The 18669-nt window shown below is 50.6% G+C and carries 11 protein-coding genes and 1 pseudogene; all 12 read left to right on the top strand.

From position 1 onward, the window contains the following. The first annotated feature begins 55 nt into the window (after window positions 1-55). Complete coding sequence (locus AQ981_RS07530; protein ID WP_058911146.1) at window positions 56-751, top strand: YdhT family protein; 696 nt, start codon at window positions 56-58, stop codon at window positions 749-751. 126 nt (window positions 752-877) lie between these two features. Beyond that, on the top strand, window positions 878-1282 hold the full coding sequence (gene gpU, locus AQ981_RS07525) for a phage tail terminator protein (protein WP_058911145.1): 405 nt from the start codon (window positions 878-880) through the stop codon (window positions 1280-1282). Between the two features lie 7 nt (window positions 1283-1289). Next, window positions 1290-1745, top strand: a pseudogene (locus AQ981_RS07520) (phage tail tube protein); the annotation flags it as partial. Window positions 1746-1939: 194 nt separating this feature from the next. Continuing rightward, window positions 1940-2359 (top strand): phage tail assembly chaperone G, encoded by a 420-nt coding sequence (gene gpG / locus AQ981_RS07515; protein WP_058911143.1) that lies wholly within the window; start codon window positions 1940-1942, stop codon window positions 2357-2359. A 20-nt stretch (window positions 2360-2379) separates the two neighbouring features. Then, window positions 2380-2709, top strand: a complete 330-nt coding sequence (locus AQ981_RS07510) for a phage tail assembly protein T (RefSeq protein ID WP_058911142.1) — start codon at window positions 2380-2382, stop codon at window positions 2707-2709. Next, a complete protein-coding gene (locus AQ981_RS07505) occupies window positions 2678-4765 on the top strand; it encodes a phage tail length tape measure family protein (RefSeq protein ID WP_058911141.1) in 2088 nt (695 codons plus the stop codon). Before AQ981_RS07510 ends, AQ981_RS07505 begins: the two co-directional genes overlap by 32 nt. Window positions 4766-4771: 6 nt before the next feature. Further along, window positions 4772-5116 carry a phage tail protein gene (locus AQ981_RS07500; protein ID WP_058911140.1) on the top strand — a complete coding sequence of 115 codons (345 nt, stop codon included), beginning with the start codon at window positions 4772-4774 and terminating at the stop codon, window positions 5114-5116. After that, on the top strand, window positions 5113-5868 hold the full coding sequence (locus tag AQ981_RS07495) for a phage minor tail protein L (protein WP_058911139.1): 756 nt from the start codon (window positions 5113-5115) through the stop codon (window positions 5866-5868). The genes AQ981_RS07500 and AQ981_RS07495 overlap by 4 nt, the downstream gene beginning before the upstream one ends. A gap of 2 nt (window positions 5869-5870) precedes the next feature. Further along, entirely contained in the window at window positions 5871-6578 is a 708-nt protein-coding gene (locus AQ981_RS07490) for a C40 family peptidase (RefSeq protein WP_058911138.1), read from the top strand. A 128-nt stretch (window positions 6579-6706) separates the two neighbouring features. Beyond that, window positions 6707-7030 (top strand): hypothetical protein, encoded by a 324-nt coding sequence (locus tag AQ981_RS07485; RefSeq protein ID WP_058911137.1) that lies wholly within the window; start codon window positions 6707-6709, stop codon window positions 7028-7030. A 199-nt stretch (window positions 7031-7229) separates the two neighbouring features. Continuing rightward, complete coding sequence (locus tag AQ981_RS07480) at window positions 7230-7841, top strand: tail assembly protein (protein WP_058911136.1); 612 nt, start codon at window positions 7230-7232, stop codon at window positions 7839-7841. A 55-nt stretch (window positions 7842-7896) separates the two neighbouring features. Next, a complete protein-coding gene (gpJ, locus tag AQ981_RS07475) occupies window positions 7897-18633 on the top strand; it encodes a TipJ family phage tail tip protein (protein ID WP_058911135.1) in 10737 nt (3578 codons plus the stop codon). Window positions 18634-18669: the final 36 nt, after the last annotated feature.

Genomic DNA, 18669 nt, shown 5'->3' with positions numbered 1-18669 from the left:
TCAAGTTGATTGTTACAGCAGCGATTAACAAATAGTACAACCGGAGGAATATATTATGGCTACTGTTAGCGGCCTTATTGAAGGGGCGTTTTTAATTGGCGGAACACCTTATCAGGGAGTCGCGCTGGCGACGCCGAACCAGAATGTTGTCTGCAAATCGTCGCCCGTTAACCTGGTGCACAGCGGTGAAAATGCTTATATCTATGATGATATTATTGGTACCAGCGAAGAAAGAGAACAGGCTGGTGGATTTTATCCGGGAAGTGGTTCTATGATCTCGTCCACCGGCTTTGATTCAACTATCTATGCCGGTAATGCGTCGCGAACCAGCGCGCTGAATGATAATTCCGCCATTGATATTGGCTATATGGAAGAGGTGCATCCGGACTGGGATATCATCACCGATTCTCATGCCTACACCGCGGGATATAATGCCCGTATTCATGCCCGGGAGAATGTCTCGGATTCTACGCTGGTCAGTGCTGGTGTGAACAGCCTGGTATTTGATGATGGCGAAAATAATGTTGTCGTGCTGCTCGGTGAAAATAGCAGTGCCAGTCCTGGTGAAAACTCACTGCTTTTTTCTGCCCACGCTTCGTCTCTTTTCAGCCTGGAAAAAAATGGCGCCGCGGCTATTGCCTGGTTCGACGGCCAGCGGCGGCGTATTACTGTCGTCTATGAAGGGGAGGACGATATTCTGGCAGGTCTGACCTACTATATTGACCACAACGGCCAGGTCGTTGAAGTCTGATTCCGGGAAAATATTTCCTGAATAAAAGGAGTTATTGCCGTTTCTTCTTTTCCGGCTCGACTCCGGTGTCAAAGATATGAAAAGGAGTTACCTGTTATGTAATATTTTAACTATAAGTGAAATATCATGATTAATCATGCTCAAATTCGCGCTGCGGTTTTGGCTGCACTCCAGTCTGCTATTCAGGATAATCTCACCTGGCATGATGGTTACCCGGGCGTAATAAACGCGACCGGGTTACCTGCCATCGCGGTATATTTAACCGAAGCTAAATATACCGGCGATGAACTGGATGGTAATACCTGGAGCGCTGAGCTACGTATTGGTTATTTTTCAGCAGCCGAAAATAGCGATAACGACCTGGATATCTTTATTGGGGAAAAAGTATATCCGTTAATTGAAGAAGGTATTCCCCAACTGGCAGATAAACTGGAAAGTATGGTGTTAGCGGGTTGCGATTATTTGCGCGACGAAGAGACCATGCTCTGGCGCGCTGCTGTTCTTAAATACAATTTAATTTATAATCTGTGAGGATATGATGATTACTACTAATGAATCAGTTAAAGGCAATGGCACTTCTCTGTGGATTTACAACGGTTCCGGCGATCCGTTCGCTAATCCGCAACTGGATACCGGCTGGGTGCGACTGGCGAAAGTCAAAGATCTAACGCCGGGTGAACTGACCGCGGAATCTTTCGATGATACCTACCTGGATGATGATGAAGGTGACTGGAAGCGCACCTCTCAGGGGGAAAAGTCCGCGGGTGAATCCAGCTTTACTCTGGCGTGGAAACCTGGTGAAACCGGCCAGCAGTCTCTGGTTGCCTGGTTTGAAGACGGCAGCGAACGCGCATACCGTATGTGCTATCCGAATGGCGCGGTGGACATCTTTAAAGGCTGGGTCAGTAGCCTGGGTAAGGCGGTTCCGGCAAAAGAGATGATTACCCGCACCGTGAAAATTACCAACAACGGCCGCCCGTCGCTGGCGGAAAATGTGATTGCCGCTTCCCAGGATTCCGGCAACGTCTAACCGGTCATTCGCCAGATTAATGCCGGCATGATGCCGGTGACAATGTATTGTCCTGCAATGCAGAGGCCATAGTCGCCTCTGCGGTGCATTGCTGTGGACGCCACATAATAATAACGGCGTTACTGCCGTTATTTCTTTTATATTGCAAAGGGATCACCATGTTTTTGAAATCAGAATTGTTCAGCCATAACGACAGTGAAGTCACTCTCTACGAACTCTCCGCGCTGCAGCGTATCGAACATCTGGAATATCTTGCTGAACTGGAACGTATTGACTCAGACGATATGTCGGCGACGATTGGCGCGACAATTCGCGCCAGCGCGCTGCTGGTGGCCATGTCTTTGTGGCACGGTCTGGAGAATAAAGCCCAGTGCCTCAGTGAAGTACAAGCGCAGGTGACTTCCCTTCAGGAAGAAGTGATGAATCACTGGCCGCTGACGGCTATTGCCGAGGCGGATTTACGGGTGAAGACGCTGTCCGGCATGATAGCACCTGTTGAAACCAGCGAGACGATCGTCGAAATGGCGCCCGGAGAGGTAAGCGAGACCGGGGAACCCGTCAGTGCGGAAAAGTACTGACCGGCGAGCGACGTTTCGTTATGAAACTGGCGAGGGAGTTCGGGCGCCCGGACTGGCGCGCCATGCTCGCCGGTATGTCATCCACAGAACTTGGCGATTGGGCCGTGTTCTATCAACAACACTATTTTCACGATGCCCAGTTAGACGCTCATTTTTCCGGTCTGACATATGCCGTTTTTGCGCTTTTCTCCCGCGATTCGCAACTGAGTCCGGGGACGTTCAGCCTTTTTAACCCCACGGAAACGGTAACCGAACAGGAAGACCCCGATGACGACATGCTGATGGCAAAAGCAGAAGGTATTTCAGGAGGTATACGCTATGACCCAGTCAACGGGCGGGCGGGGCGTTAATCAACTTAACGTCACCGAATTTAATGAGGCGCTGGCAAGGGCGAATAATCAGCTGGATAAGTTGGCAGATGTTTCAGAATGCTATGTTCAGAACATGAAAAAGATGTCTGGTCAGCAGCTAAATACATCGAACGATGCCAGAGATAAAGTTCCGGTAGCAGCTAAGACATCAGGCAACGTGAGTAATGCCCTGGATATGATGCCTTTCATTAAAAAGGCACGTTCTGCTTCTGGATCGATAGATCTTTTATTACGGACCGGGGAGGCGTTGAGGAGCTCTTATCTGGAAGGCGCCAGTGAATCTACTGAGTTTAATAAACAAATTGCAGTTACCGGCGCGCAGTTTGATGTGACGAGTAAACAACTTGAATGGCTATCCCAACAACTTGCTGGCGCAGGGATTTCTGTTGGGCAGGCAGCTAATGTGCTTGCTAAAATTGTGAGTACGGGGCAGTTCAAATATGAGCAAATGGAGCAAATTGCTCAAACTGCGCTTATTGCTGATCGAGCTAAGCTGCAATCAGCAGATGAAACGATAAGTCATTTTAAGAAAATATTCAGCCAGCCGACATTAGCTTCTTATCAGTTAAATAGTCAGTTCCAGTATCTGTCTAAACAAGACTTTGAAAAGGTTGCACTTCAGGAACAGTTGGAGGGTGTTGGGACGGCAGGGGAGACTGCCGCTGATTTATATAGCTCAATGATAACACGCCTGAGTAACAACCATTTGGCTGGCCTTGGCTTTGGAGAAAAGTTGATTCTTCAGGCAAATGATATTTATGAGAAAATATCGGATGGACTGCGCGAGAGTGGAAGAAATAAAAATATTAAGCCATATAGAGAGCAACTCACTGAAAAAGAAGTAAGATTAGCTGAATTTGAGAGGGGATTAAAACCAGAGCGTGAGCGTACTGGATTTGGTTATCAATATGAAAATAATTTAATAAATATAGATTATGATCGGCAAAGAAATAACCAGCTTCGTGAAATTGAAGTGCTAAAAAAAGATATAAATAGCTTAAAGCAGCTCATTATCTCTGAAGAGTCTCTTAAAGTTGTAGTTCAAACCATAAGAGAGGAAAATAATAAGGCAATTAATGAGATATTTTCTAATGCTACTAATAGCCATGCATCTAATAATCTTTCTCAGGACGTTAGCAGGAGAAATGAACCAGCTTCAGAAGCTTTAGGGAAGGTATCATCAAATAGTATAACTTCTTCATTCTCTGGTGTTTGTAACTCATTCGAGAAGGTTTGTAATGAACTCATTATTAAACTGGATGTACTGCTTCTAAAAATGACGGACACGTCAGATGAAGGAAATGAGTTTGGTAAACAGATTCGGTTGCCGGGTTCACCTGCGGTAAAGAACACATCCTTAAAAGAAATCTCTGACTCTACAGGAGAACATAAATCGCAGGTTGAAGGGGGAATCAATTGGCTGGAGGCGGCAAAACAAGGATTAAGTAAATATGGAAAATCTTTAAAAGTAACGCTTGCCGATGTTGAGAAATTTGCCGGAAAAACCTTTAATGCCATTGGCGACAATATGCTTAGTATGCTGACTACCGGTAAAGCCAACTGGGCCGAATTTACCCGTTCTACTTTATCTATGTTAAGTCAGCTATTAATGAAACAGGCAATGGCAGGGCTGATAAATTATATGATCCCCGGTAGTCCGGGACACGCTTTGGGCGGCTATACCGGCCCGGGCGCTAAATATGAGCCTGCCGGCGTGGTACACCGTGGTGAATTCGTCTTTACCAAAGAGGCCACCAGCCGGATTGGGGTCAGCAACCTGTATCGTCTGATGCGCGGCTACGCCAGCGGCGGCTATGTAGGCGAGAGTACAGCGGCATTGCCGGCGCTTTCCGGCGTTTCGGTCTATGCCCCGGTGACCGTGCAAAGTACTGGACCGGGCACCGACAGTAATCCTCAGGGCATGGATCAACTGGGTAAAGTCTATCAACAGGTGATCGACAGAAGCATCAATGAAGGTATCGCCAAAGCCATTCGCCCGGGCGGGCTTATCTGGAATACTCAGCATAAAAGGTAATCAACCATGATTGAAGAATTTAGCTGGCGTATTCAGTCCGCCAGCCAGCCGACGACGACCTGTAAAGACTCGATTCGCAAGGCGCAGTTTGGCGATGGCTATGCCCAGGTGAGCTATAACGGCCTGAACGATGAAACGCTCTCTTACAGCTACTCCTTTACCGGCAAACCGGACACCGGACTGGAAATTTATGATTTCCTGCGCCGCCATAAAACCCGCGCTTTTATCTTCACTCCGCCGTACGGAGAAAAAGCGCTCTGGCGCGTCGGTGCAGACAGTCTGCAAAAGGTTATTAACAGTAAAAATGTCATCACCGTCAGCGCAACCTTTGAACAGGCCTTTAAACCATGAGCTTACATCGCGATTATCAGAAACTTGAGCCGGGCAATACTGTCCGGCTTTTTGATGTGGACGGCAGTGCCTTTGGTATCAGCGAGGTACTGCGTTTCCACGCCTGCAACATTCCCCATACTCCGCAAGAAATTGATGCTGCCGGCGGCGATGAAACCCGGCTGGCCGCCAAATCACTGTGGTGGCAGGGTAATGAGTATCGCGCCTGGCCGTGCCATATCGAAGGCATTGAAACTTCGACTGAGGGCGCCAGCGCCCAGCCGAAACTGTCGGTGGCAAATCTGGACAGTTCGATCACCGCCCTGTGCCTGCATTACGACGATCTGCTGCAGGCCAAAGTCACCATTCACGATACCCTGGCGCAGTATCTCGACGCCCGCAACTTCCCGGAAGGTAACCCGAACGCCGATCCGCAGCAGGAAAAACTGCGGGTTTTCTATATCGACAGTAAATCGGCGGAGAACAACGAAGTAGTGGAGTTCACTCTCTCCAGTCCGCTGGATTTGCAGGGCATGTTATTACCGTCCCGCCAGTTGCACGCGCTGTGTACCTGGTGCATCCGCAATAAATATCGTTCCGGAGACGGTTGCCACTATGCCGGCTCCCGCTACTTCGATAAACACAATAACCCGGTGGATGACCCGGCGCGGGATGAGTGCAATGGCACCCTGTCGGCCTGTAAGTTGCGTTTTGGCGAACATGACGAGTTGCCGTTCGGCGGATTTCCGGGGACGTCTCTGATCAGGAGCTAGCGATGGACCAGCGACTTATCGATGCCATTCGCCAGCATGCCGCCAGCGAATATCCGCGCGAATGTTGCGGACTGGTGGTTCAACGGCGGCGCGAGACGCGCTATTTTCCCTGCCGCAACCAGGACAGCGATCCCACCGGGCAGTTTCAGATGGCCCCGGAAGATTATGCCGCCGCGGAAGCGTGGGGGACCGTCATCGGGGTTGTTCACAGTCACCCGGACGCCACCAGCCAGCCGAGCGAGCTGGACAAGGCCCAGTGCGATGCCACCGGCCTGCCCTGGCATATCCTCAGTTGGCCGGAGGGCGATCTGTGTACGCTGCAGCCGCGCGGTGAATTGCCGCTTATCGGGCGTCCGTTCGTGCTCGGGCATACCGACTGCTGGGGGCTGGTGATGAGCTATTTCCGGCAAATCCATGCAATTGAACTGCCCGACTACCGCGTCGATTACCCGTGGTGGGAGTCCGGCGCAGATAATCGCTATCTGGATAACTGGTTTGAATGCGGTTTTCGCGAATTCAGCGGGCCGCCACAGCCCGGGGATGTCGCTATCATGCAAGTGTCGGCGCCGGTGGCGAACCATGCGGGGGTACTGCTGGAAGGCAATATGCTGTTGCACCATCTGTACGGGCGTCTCAGCCAGCGGATCCCTTATGGCGGGTACTGGCGGGAACGCACGGTGAAAACTCTGCGCTACAAAGATTTGGGTTAGTTTTTTCCTTATTTCAACCGTTACACTATAGATGTCAGTTATGGATGGGGTTAAGAGCTTATCTTATCAGGCTGACGGCGTCAGTATGCGCCTGCCGGGACAGGCTCTAAGGAGTAAAGGATGAAAAAATGGCCCTGCTTAGCGCCATTATCGCTATTAGCGGCTGTGCTTTCGGTCCCGAACAGCAAAAGCCGGTTCTCAACGGCCATTCAACAAAAATGCCCGCCGGGGTGAATCGCTGTCTGGTGGCGCAATGGCAGCACATTGCCGTGGACATCGCCAGCAGCCGCACCGATTCCGGTTACCGGATCGCGGCGACAAGGGCACTCGTGGGGACGGTTGCTCTGGCGCTGGTCAGGCCCCGGGAAAACGGCGGCACTGACGTTGCGGTATATGCCCTGAGTAAAGGGATGAACCGCGACTGGGCGGAAACCGCAGTGTCCTGTCTGTAGCCGCTATCTACCCGCCGCCGGGCGGTTTTGACACTTTCGTTCTCATCGCAAAACTTCACATACTCTGGCGCCGTCCGGGCTCAATATAAACCTCAGAATTCCCGGGCTGGCACGCTATTTCTCCCGGCCACTGGCCTCCCGTTAATCGTTCAGCATTGGGTCCTGCCACCGGGCGGGCTGGTGCTGTGCGGAGGATAAAATGCAAGAAACAATGACGCGAATCGAACTCGGCGGCGCGCTGGGTAAACGCTTCGGAAAAGTACATCAGCGGGTTGTCAGGACCCGCAATGAAGCCGTACGGGCGCTGTGCTGTACCCTGGACGGATTTGAGCAATTTCTTAATCGCAGTAAACAGCAGGGGCTGACCTATGCAGTATTCTCCGGGGGAAAGAATATTAACCTTGAAGAGATGCCCTTCCCGGCGGCGGGTGAAACCATCCGTATTGTCCCGGTGATTATCGGCAGTAAACGTGCGGGTGGGCTACAGACTATCCTGGGCGCCGTACTGGTCGCCGTATCGCTGTTTGTTCCCGGCGGTGTTATCGCTTCGGGGGGGCTTGCCGCCGCCGGCGCATGGGGTTCGACGGCCATGCTCGGCGCTTCAATGATGCTGGGCGGCGTTGTTCAGCTCCTGTTCCCGCAGCCCACCGGGCTGGCGATGAGCCCCGGCGCCGATAATAAGGCGTCCTACGCGTTCGGCGGCGTAACCAATACCACCGCCCAGGGCTATCCGGTGCCGCTGCTGTACGGTAAACGACGCATCGGCGGGGCGATTATTTCCGCCGGTATTTACGTAGAAGAAAAGCAGTAATACGACACAGAATTCCAGTCAGGTCGCCACGGGCGGCTTTTTTTATGGGTGTAATATGGAAAATAAATTGATTAAAGGGCGTAAAGGCGGCAGCTCGCAATCGCGCACGCCCGTAGAACAGCCGGATGATTTACAGTCAGTCGCCAGAGCGAAATTGTTGCTGGCGCTGGGGGAAGGAGAGTTTGCCGGGGAACTGAATGCGCAGACCATTTTCCTCGACGGTACGCCGCTGGAGAACGCCGATGGTACCAAAAACTTTAGCGGCGTTAGCTGGGAGTTCCGCCCCGGGAGCCAGTCGCAGAGCTATATCCAGGGGATGCCGGGATCGGAAAATGAGATCAACGCCGGCATTGAAATTTCCAGTACTCAGGCCTGGACCCATACTTTTACCAACACTCAGCTTTCCGCTATTCGTCTGCGCCTGAAATGGCCATCCCTGTTTAAGCAGGAAGATAATGGCGATCTGCTTGGGAATTCGGTGAAATACCTGATTGAACTGCAGACTGACGGCGGGACTTGGCAGAGCGTAGTGGATAGCGCGGTGACCGGTAAAACCACCTCCGGCTATGAGCGCTGCCACCGTATCGATCTGCCGGCGGCGCAAACCAGCTGGACGCTGCGCCTGCGTAAAATAAGCGTCGATGCTAACAGCGCGAAAATCGGCGATAAAATGTCGCTGGAAAGCTATACCGAGGTGATTGACGCCAAGCTCAGCTATCCCAATACCGCGCTGTTGTACATTGAATTTGACTCCAGCCAGTTCGGTAGCAGCATTCCGCAAATCGCCTGTGAGCCGCGCGGCCGGGTGATCCGCGTACCGGACAACTACGACCCGGAAACCCGCAGCTATAGCGGTATCTGGAGCGGGACGTTTAAGTGGGCGTGGAGCGATAACCCGGCGTGGGTGTTTTATGACCTGGTGGTTAACGATCGTTTTGGCCTCGGGCATCGCCTGTCGACGGCGAATATCGATAAATGGATGCTTTACCAGGTGGCGCAGTACTGCGATCAGCCGGTGCCGGATGGCAAAGGCGGCGACGGGACTGAGCCGCGCTACGTCTGTAATATCTATATTCAGGATCGCAACGAAGCCTATACGGTGTTACGGGATATCGCGGCTATCTTCCGCGGCATGACCTATAGCGGCGGCGATCAGATTGTCTGTATGGCGGATATGCCGCGCGATATCGACTTTAACTATACCCGCGCCAATGTGCTTGACGGCAAGTTTGTCTACTCCAGCAGTACCTCTAAATCACGCTATACCAGCGCGCTGGTGTCGTGGTCCGATCCGGATAACGCTTATTCTGACGCCATGGAACCGGTGTTTGAAAAAGATCTGGTTGCCCGCTACGGATTTAACCAACTGGAAGTCACCGCCATTGGCTGTACCCGCCAGTCGGAGGCCAACCGTAAGGGGCGCTGGGCGATTCTGACCAACAATAAAGACCGGGTGGTGACCTTCTCGGTGGGGCTGGACGGCAATATCCCGCAGCCCGGGTATATTATCACCGTGGCAGATGAACTGCTGTCCGGCAAGGTGAACGGCGGACGTATTCGCGCCGTTGAAGGTCGGGTGATCACCCTGGATCGGATACCGGATGCCAGCGTCGGCGATCGGCTGATCGTCAACCTGCCATCCGGGGTATCCCAGAGCCGCAGTATCGCGGCGATTGACGACAGCACCATCACGGTAACCGCCGGCTACAGCGAGTCTCCCGAGCCGGAGGGGGTTTGGGTCGTCGAGTCCGGCACGCTGTATGCCCAGCAGTATCGGGTGGTCAGCGTCGCGGATAATAATGACGGAACCTTTACCATCAGCGCCGCCAGCCACGATCCGGACAAGTATGCCCGCATCGACACCGGCGTGGTTATCGACCAGCGCCCGGTAAGCGTGATTCCGCCGGGTAATCAGGCGGCGCCGCAGGAGATAGTGATTGAGACTTTCTCGGTGGTGAACCAGGGCATCCATGTCGATCATATGCGGGTTAACTGGTCGCCGGCGGCGAATGCCGTCGCCTATGAGGCCCAGTGGCGGCGTGATAACGGCAACTGGGTTAATGTTCCGCGCGGTTCCACCACCTCTTTTGAGGTCAGCGGCGTTTATGCCGGGCGTTATCTGGTGCGGGTGCGCGCCATTAACGCCGCGGAGATTTCCAGCGGCTGGGCCTATTCACAGGAAACCACGCTGGCCGGCAAAGTCGGCAAGCCCGCGGCGATTGCCGGTTTGACGGCCAGCGCTGATATTGTCTTCGGTATCAATCTGAACTGGGGATTTGGTCAGGGTACTGCCGATGGTCTGAAAACCTCGCTCTATGTTTCGGGCAGCGCCGATCTGGCGGATGAAACCCTGCTGGCGGATGTACCCTATCCCCAGAACAGCTATGCCATCACCGGTCTGGCGGCTGGCGTTCGTCGTTGGTTCCGGGCCGTATTCAGCGATAAGTCCGGCAACCGCTCCGATTACTGCAACGCAGTAATCGGGCAGGCATCGACGGATGCCGAAGAAATCACCAGCTATCTGACCGGGAAAATTACCGAGACGGAACTGGGCCAGGAATTGCTGGCGGAAATCGGCGGCAAGGTGACCCAGGGCGATATTGATGACGCGATTAGCGGGGTGCAGAACAGCCTGAATGATGTTCAGCAAACCGTGGATAACGCCATTCAGGAAACGCAAAAAGCGCTGGACGATACCCAAAAAAGTATCGCCGATACCGAAGCCAGTCTGCAGGAAAGTATCAGCCAGACCGAACAACTCGTGGCCGAGGCTCGCGCTCAGGCTGAAGCGTTAGCCGCCGATGCGCAGGCGCAGGCGCAGCAGGCGCTTGACCTGGCGCAGAGCCAGTTTAACGACGCGCTGGTACAGGAGGCCAGGGAGCGTACTGAAGCTATCGCCGATGAGGCCCGGGCGCGTGCCGATGCGATTCTCAATGAGAAAAACGAGCGCGTGGCGACGATCGAAAATACCCGGACTATTGTGCAGAGCAATTATGACAGCCTGGCGCAGATGATAAGTCAGGTGTCTGCCGGTACCGGTGAACAGTTTGACAGCGCGAAGATCTGGTATTTCGACAAAGGTATCGAGGGTTGGAATGGCGCGGCAAATCCGGACATCCCCGGTTGGGTTGAGGGGGGCTGGATTCGCCCGGCGGATAAAACGCCGGCGGCGGTGGCATCGCCCAACGATTTGGACATCGACGGCGATAAATACAATTTCATCAAGCTGCGGGTGAAGAAAGTGGGTAATCCACGCTGGGCCGGCAAATTGTGGACGCTGTCACCGCAGGCAACGGGCTGGGAAAACGCCAGAACGTTAAATTTCCCGGAACCGGATTATGACGTTGATGGCGTTGCCACCTTCAATATTGCCGATGTACCTTCGGAAGGGGTGATTCGCCGCTTCCGTATCGATCTGGCTGCGGCGCAGACGGAAAATGACTATTTCCTGATTGACTACATCGCCACCGGGCGCCCGGCACCAGGGGCATCTGTGGGGATGGTCGAAGAAGAGAGAACCGCCCGGGCGAACGCTGACGCGGCGCAGGCGGTGGCGCGCGAAACGCTGGCCACCCAACTGCGCGGCGGCTATACCGGCAATGATGTTAATCAGGTCAGCGCGGGGCTTATCTATTCTGAGCGCCAGGCGCGGGTCGCCGCCGACAGAGCCGAAGCGACGGCGCGCCAGGCGCTGGAAACGAAAGTGGATGATTCTGTTTCTGAGATTCAGACGGAGCTCTCGACACTTAATACCAGGACAGAGGCTCAGGCAACACAAATAACTAATTTGCGCAGTGATTTAAATACTCAGAATACCAGTCTGACAAATAAAATTAATGCCAAAGCCGACGCCAGCGCTCTGACTGCACTAACAACTCGAGTTAGCGCAACGGAAGGAAATATCACAAATCAGAGCAGTTCGATTACACAGCTTAATAATAATCTGATAACCCTGAATGCCGGTGTTTCAGCGCTGACCAATGATCTGAAAACGGCGGTAAATACTCCGAATAATCTATTGAGTAATGCCTCTTTTGAACGGGCGCTTTCTGACTGGAGTATTACCGGGACCGTAGCTGCGTGGGATTATTTAAATGCTGTTAATCCTGTTAGCGGATTAAGAATCGCTCGTTATATATCGCCAAAGGCTACGGTGGGCGCGGGAACCAACAATGCGCAGATTTCACAGACGGTAAAATTTGTTGCTGGTCGTACTTATAATATTTCCTGCTGGTATCGTCATGAGGGTGGTTCTGTGCTTTCGGATAGCGCCAACCATAAATTGAGAATAGCCAACTCGACTAATGTATTGCTGGCGGCAGCACTGTTTGATGTGACAAAAACGGCATGGACAAAATCGTCAATCTCCTGGACTTCAGCAGCCACAGGCGATCATATCATTGGTATCTATGCGTCTCTTAATGGCGGGAATCTCTATATTGATGATGTGGTTGTGGAGGATGTGACTAATGCCGCGAATATTAGCGCAAATGCGAATGCGATTTCCGGGTTATCTTCCACAGTAACTCAACTGGATAACACGATAACGAGCCAGGGAACTCAGATTACCCAACTGAAGAATGATCTTTCTGCCACGAATGCTGAAGTCGCGAAAAAAGCGAATGGTACCGCGGTAACCGCACTGACTAATCGTGTAACCAAAACTGAGACAGACATTGCGGCTCATCAGTCTTCAATTACTTCTCTTTCTGGTCGGTTAACTACTGCCGAAAATAATATTACTAATAAGGCTGATGCATCTGCACTGTCATTACTGCAGACGACTGTTACTCAGCAGGGTAATAAGGTGAGTAGCCAGGGAGAGAGTATTACATTGCTGGACAATAGTATCGGTTATCTGTCCGGCATGGGTGACAATCTCATTCCTAACTTTGACTTTAAAAATGGTACCGGACTATGGCAGCAGGCAATCGGAGATAATCGTAACACTGTCGAGTGGGGGGCGAATTTCGGGGATGGTGGCCCGGGAGTCATATTGACAAAAGGTAGCACGACCTCGAATCCGTCACTCAGGACTCCGACAGGGGCTGGCGGTGTTTTGGCGCCATTCCCCACGGAACCGGGAAGAAAATATCAAGTCACTGTTAAGGCGAAAGGTATTAGCGGACACAAAACGCTGCTAATGCGTCTGGTGAGTATCGCAGAAGATGGCAGCGAATCATACAATGAGGTTCGCAGCGTTTTTGGTGACGAATGGACGGAATACTCAGGAGTTGTTACCTCCACGACGGTGGCGAAACAGGCCAAATTATATCTCTTTCCATATAGCGGCAGCGCCTCTTCTCTCGGCGCAGTGGCCATTAGTCATGTGAAGCTGGTCGACATAACCGATACGCTTAAAATTGAGACAAATGCCAGCGCAATCTCGGCGCTGAGTTCTCGAGTGACTGACAATGAAGCCCGTGCTGACAGTTTGACCAGCATTAGCGCCTCTTTGCAAAAGAGCGCAGGTAATGTGTGGCATGACGGCTCTTTTGAGTCATTCGCTACCGGAACCCAGTTCAATAACGGAGTGAATGCAGTCATTGTTGATAGCCCTGTTTTTGAGGGGGCTCGTGCACTGAAGTTAACGCGTTCAGCCAGCGAATCGGGTAATGCCGATCGTACTTTAGGATCTTACTTCTCTGTGCGTGGCAATGCGGTATTTTCATTCGAGGCAAGAATTAGGGCCTCAAATATGCCGTCAACCGGCACATTTGTCATGGGGCTGACAGTTGTCGATCGGCGTACAGCGGGAACCAATTATTCATCCTGGCCTGCAGCATTCAGTTCGACCCTTAGCACAGCAAATTCGGGTGGGGGGCTGTCTTCCGAGCCATTAAAAAATGATGCCTGGGTTAAGGTTGCTGGTGTTTGCCGTGTTCCGGTCGATTCTGATTCACGTCAGTACTCGCAAGGTATTGTATGGTTCTCAATCAGAGATAGCCTGGGATCATCAGGTAGGGGATGGAGCGCGTATGTTGACGATTTGGTGATTCGTGAAGTGTCTGAGGCCTATGAGGCTCAAAAAGCAGCAACGGCCAATGCTTCTGCGATCAGTGGACTCACAACTCGCGTTACCAACACTGAAGGAAAAATCGAAAGCCAGTCTTCGAGCATAACCAATCTGAATGCGTCTATCACGGGTATTAATGGGGCATTACAGGATTATGCCGCATCCGGTGACGCTATTACGACCAACCCACGCTTTATTAATGGATTAACGGGGTGGCAGTTATCCGGTTCTTCACAAGTAGTATGGAGCAACAACGAAGGTGAAAATAAGGGTGCTGCCGCCAAATTAATCAATAGTACCAGTGCTGGTGCGACACTCTATACGGTTTATATTCCGGTTATCGGGTCGCGACGTTATCGGATTGTGGTTCGGGCAAAAGCAAACGCGGCGGCGGAAATACGTCTACGGCGTAGATATAGGCTTGATAATATTAGTAGCTCCGATGTCTTAGGTGATTACACGGCCAATGTGACCACATCCTGGCAGACTTTCTCCTATGACTATGCAGCCTTTCCGGCAAATGCTGCTTTTGCCCGCTTTGATATTGTTAATAATACCGCGCATACAACGATTTATCTGGACCATGTATATGTTCTGGATATAACCGATACGCTCGAAAACCAGGCTAATGCAAGTGCTCTAAGCAGTCTGGCTACTCGCGTGGAATCTACAGAAGGGAAAATTAACAGCCAGGCAAAAAGTATTACTAAACTGGAGACTGACGTTGCCGGTAAAGCAAATCAAACAGCAGTCAATGCTCTGGAATCTTCCGTTTCTAAACAGGGGGATACGATTGCCAGTCAGGGTATCAATATTACCAGGCTGAATAACTCGGTGAACTTTATTGCTGGTAGTGGCGATAGTTTAATTCCTAATGGCGATTTTAGTAGTGGTATTGAACTGTGGCAAAAAGCCACTGGTGACACAAATAATTCGTTTATCTGGGGAGCATCCTTCGGTGATGGCGGCGCTGGGGTGGTTTTAACCAAAGGAAGTGCAACGTCCAATCCTTCGTTCAGAGCTCCGGCAAAAACCGATGGTACTCTTGCTCCGTTCCCGACGCAGGCAGGTCGCAAATATCAGATTCAGGTCAGGGCGAAAGGAATTAGCGGTCATAAGACTTTGTTGATGCGTTTAGTGAGTATTGCTAAAGATAAAACTGAATCTTACAACGAGGTTCGTAAAGTTCTGGGGGATGACTGGGAGGATTTCACCGGGACATTGAGTGCTACATCGGTTGCAACAATGGCCAAGTTGTATCTTTTTCCCTATTCCGGCACGACAACATCTTTAGGCTCTGTTGCTGTTAGCAACGTGCGACTGGTTGATATTACCGATGCGTTGAATATTAATGCTAATGCTTCCGCTATCAATAGTCTTGATACCCGGGTTTCTAACGCTGAGGGTAGAATAGAGAACCAGGCGAGCAGTATCACCAGTCTGAACACCTCTATCAGTGGTCTGAACGGTGCCATTCAGGATTTAGCGAGTACTGGTGACTCTATCATCTCTAACACGCGATTTATAAATGGCCTTAGTGGTTGGCTTCAGTCCAGTTCAACGAATGTTTTCTGGAGCGGCAATGAGGGGGAAAATAATAGCGCTGCGTGTAAGCTGAAAGTTGGTAGCAGTGGTAACGCCACTCTTTATACGGTCTATATTCCTGTCAATGGTTCAAGACGTTATCGGATAAATATCAGAGTCAAAGCTAACTCTGGTACCGTACAGATGATTTTGCGTCGTCGGACTAAAAATTTAAATCTCACTGCTGCTGATGTTGTTGTGGATGCGCCAACTCAGGGAATTTCCACCACCTGGACATCGTATAGTTATGATTTTCCGGCGACATCCGGTACAGCGGCATTTGTTCGCTTTGATATTATTAATGCGAGCATTAACTCAACGCTGATTATCGACAATGTTACTGTGTTTGATGTGACCGACGCTTTAGCACTGGAAACAAAAGCTGACGCCAGCGCTGTTACATCTTTGTCGAGTCGCGTTACCGTAGCTGAAAATAATATCACCAGTCAGTCGAATAACCTTGTCAGTTTGTCTAATACTCTGTCCAGTATGACTGGCCAGGGCGACAATATTGTCCCGAATCCGCTTTTTACAAGTGGAACGGATATGTGGAATCTGACAACCGGTGGCGTGGGTAACACCATTGTCTGGGGATCTTCGTCTGGTAATAGCGGCCCGGGGGTGATCATCACAAAAGGTCAGGCGTCAAACCCGAGCATTCGCACTCCGGCTGATTTGAGCGGTAAACAGACATGGTTCCCGGCAGCCCCACAGAGAAAATACCGGGCAACGATTGTAGCTAAAACGTCGCTATCCCGATTCCTTGTGCGTCTGGTGAGTAGTCTTAATGGCTCTCAAAGCCTCAACGATGTTTATGTCACGCCAACATCAACGTCTTTTGCGACCTATGAAGTCACGTTATCTACAACGACAGCATGTGATTCCGCTAACCTGAATATCTTTGCATATGATGGAAATGGTAATAATTATGGCACATTAACCGTTAGCAGCGTCTATTTGCGCGATGTGACAAATGAGCTGGGAATTTCGTCTAACGCTGGTGCTATCTCATCACTGGATAGTCGCGTCACCAGCGCTGAGGGGAAAATTACCTCTCAGTCCTTGCAGACGACTTCCCTGTCGTCAGGCCTGAGCGCTGTGATTGCTGATATGAATGCGGCGACAAATACTCCTGAAACAATGGTCGCTAACTGTTCCTTTGAACGAGGTCTGGATGCATGGACATTAACTGGCTCAGCGTGGGATACCATCGCTGCCACAAACCCGCGTTCCGGGGCCAGAATAGCACGTCTGTCTGCGAGCGCAGGGAATAGCACAATTCAGCAAAATGTTGTCTTTGTTGAAGGCAGAACATACCGAATTGGCGTCTATGCTCGTCGTTCGAATGACATGGCTGTCAGAGATGCCAACAATAATAAGTTGCGTCTTGGAAATAGCGCCGGGACATTACTCAAGGCTGTGGAATGGACTTCCTCCAGTGTAAGCACTGTCGCTACCTGGACTTTTACGTCTTTTGATTACGTTTGCTCGACGACAGGCATCTATACCATTGGCTTATTTGGCTCATTATCATCGGGCTACATGTATTTTGATGATGTCTCTGTTTCTGATATCACCAATGAAATCGCTATAAATACCAAAGCGGATGCTTCAGCTTTAACTAGCCTGAGAACTCGTGTTGATAATGTTGAAGGTTCAATTAGCAGTCAGAGTAGTAGTATCACCCAGTTGAATAGCAGTGTCAGCCGTCTTGCTGATGATGTGAAAAGTATCGGCTCAACAGGCGATAGCCTTACGCCCAATCCAAATTTTATAAATGGTTTAGGGGGATGGCAAAGTGGAAACGGAACTTTCACCTGGGGAGCCGCTATTGGTGATGGAGGCTCAGGGGTACAAATCACCAGTCCGGCTGGTTATAACGCCTGGATTGGCACCGGCTTTATTCCTGTCTCTCCGGGGCGACGCTATCGCTTTATTATCAGAGCTAAACTGGTAAGTGGCAGCAATACCGTTCTTAAACTTCGACAAGTTAATGGTACGACGTATTCTGGTGGTACGATCACGAATCGGGATACTGACCGAAATTTGACAACATCGTGGGGCACATTTACCCATGACTTTGTCGCCGCTTCAGATACAACGCTGTCGGCTAAATTCCAGATTTTTGCAATGGGCGCAACATCAGGAAATAAGACGATTATTGTATCTACGTTTGCCGTTTATGATGTGACCGATACCCTTGCACTTGATGGTAAGGCCAGTGCGTCCGCTCTTTCATTGCTGGAAACGACAGTTGAAGAGCAGGGGAAGACTTTAACCGCACAGGCCAAAAAGGTTGACCTGCTTAGTACGACAGCCGGGGAGAACACGGCTCAAATTCAGGAGAATGCAAAAGCAATCGCATCTCTTGATGGAACAGTTTCAGCTTCCTGGACCATGAAAGTTGAGGTCGATAGTAATAAAAATAAAATTGTTAGCGGTATCGCTCTTGGGGCAGATAGTCAAGGTAACAGTCAGTTCCTGGTCAACGCCCAGCGCTTTGCACTGATTACGGCTAATAATGGCACGGTCAGTACGCCGTTTGCGGTTGAAAATGGTCAGACGTTTATTAATTCGGCGTTTATTAAGGATGCCAGTATTTCGTTTGGTAAGATTTCTGATTCATTGCAATCGACGAATTATATTGCCGGGAATAATGGATGGAAATTGCCTAAGTCGGGAAATGCTGAATTTAATAATGTCACCGTTCGAGGAAATGTCCAGGCAATCAGCGGTAAGTTGAGCAATGTTGTTATTGATGAGACATGTACGGTTAACCGCCTTTATGCTGAGAAGATTTACGGGGATATTATATCTGCGACGGATTATTTTAGTGATAAAGTTTGGGGTAATAATTCTTTTTCTGACAAGGAAGTTCGTTATCATATAGCGACAGTGAATGGGGCTCCATTTAAGCGAGTTCTGCTCTTTTTAGGGAGTTCTTATATGTACGCGAGGTGGAGGCAGTTTATCACAATAAGATGTGATGAGAGTATCTTGTGGGAGTGGGATTGTGGTAATAATGGAATGAATCGTACATTTGATAACTTTGTGCTGCAAATACCCCCCTCCGGATACGATAGACAACACAAGATTACCATTCAATTCCCAAATCGTAATGATTATGCCTATCTGAAGTTTACCGGTGTGGCTCTTTTGTATAAGGCTGGAGATTCAATTTCACTGGTATAATTAATCATGTCAGTTGGAGTTAAATATACATGATTT

The sequence above is a fragment of the Entomohabitans teleogrylli genome, from assembly GCF_001484765.1.
In the GTDB taxonomy this organism is placed as follows: Bacteria; Pseudomonadota; Gammaproteobacteria; order Enterobacterales; family Enterobacteriaceae; genus Entomohabitans; species Entomohabitans teleogrylli.
This window is presented reverse-complemented; position numbering and strand designations above follow the sequence as displayed.

Excerpts from the sequence above, each read along its gene's own strand:
- AQ981_RS07530 (WP_058911146.1), top strand. The coding sequence starts at position 56 with ATGGCTACTGTTAGCGGCCTTATTGAAGGGGCGTTTTTAATTGGCGGA.
- gpU (WP_058911145.1), top strand. The coding sequence starts at position 878 with ATGATTAATCATGCTCAAATTCGCGCTGCGGTTTTGGCTGCACTCCAG.
- gpG (WP_058911143.1), top strand. The coding sequence starts at position 1,940 with ATGTTTTTGAAATCAGAATTGTTCAGCCATAACGACAGTGAAGTCACT.
- AQ981_RS07510 (WP_058911142.1), top strand. The coding sequence starts at position 2,380 with ATGAAACTGGCGAGGGAGTTCGGGCGCCCGGACTGGCGCGCCATGCTC.
- AQ981_RS07505 (WP_058911141.1), top strand. The coding sequence starts at position 2,678 with ATGACCCAGTCAACGGGCGGGCGGGGCGTTAATCAACTTAACGTCACC.
- AQ981_RS07500 (WP_058911140.1), top strand. The coding sequence starts at position 4,772 with ATGATTGAAGAATTTAGCTGGCGTATTCAGTCCGCCAGCCAGCCGACG.
- AQ981_RS07495 (WP_058911139.1), top strand. The coding sequence starts at position 5,113 with ATGAGCTTACATCGCGATTATCAGAAACTTGAGCCGGGCAATACTGTC.
- AQ981_RS07490 (WP_058911138.1), top strand. The coding sequence starts at position 5,871 with ATGGACCAGCGACTTATCGATGCCATTCGCCAGCATGCCGCCAGCGAA.
- AQ981_RS07485 (WP_058911137.1), top strand. The coding sequence starts at position 6,707 with ATGGCCCTGCTTAGCGCCATTATCGCTATTAGCGGCTGTGCTTTCGGT.
- AQ981_RS07480 (WP_058911136.1), top strand. The coding sequence starts at position 7,230 with ATGCAAGAAACAATGACGCGAATCGAACTCGGCGGCGCGCTGGGTAAA.
- gpJ (WP_058911135.1), top strand. The coding sequence starts at position 7,897 with ATGGAAAATAAATTGATTAAAGGGCGTAAAGGCGGCAGCTCGCAATCG.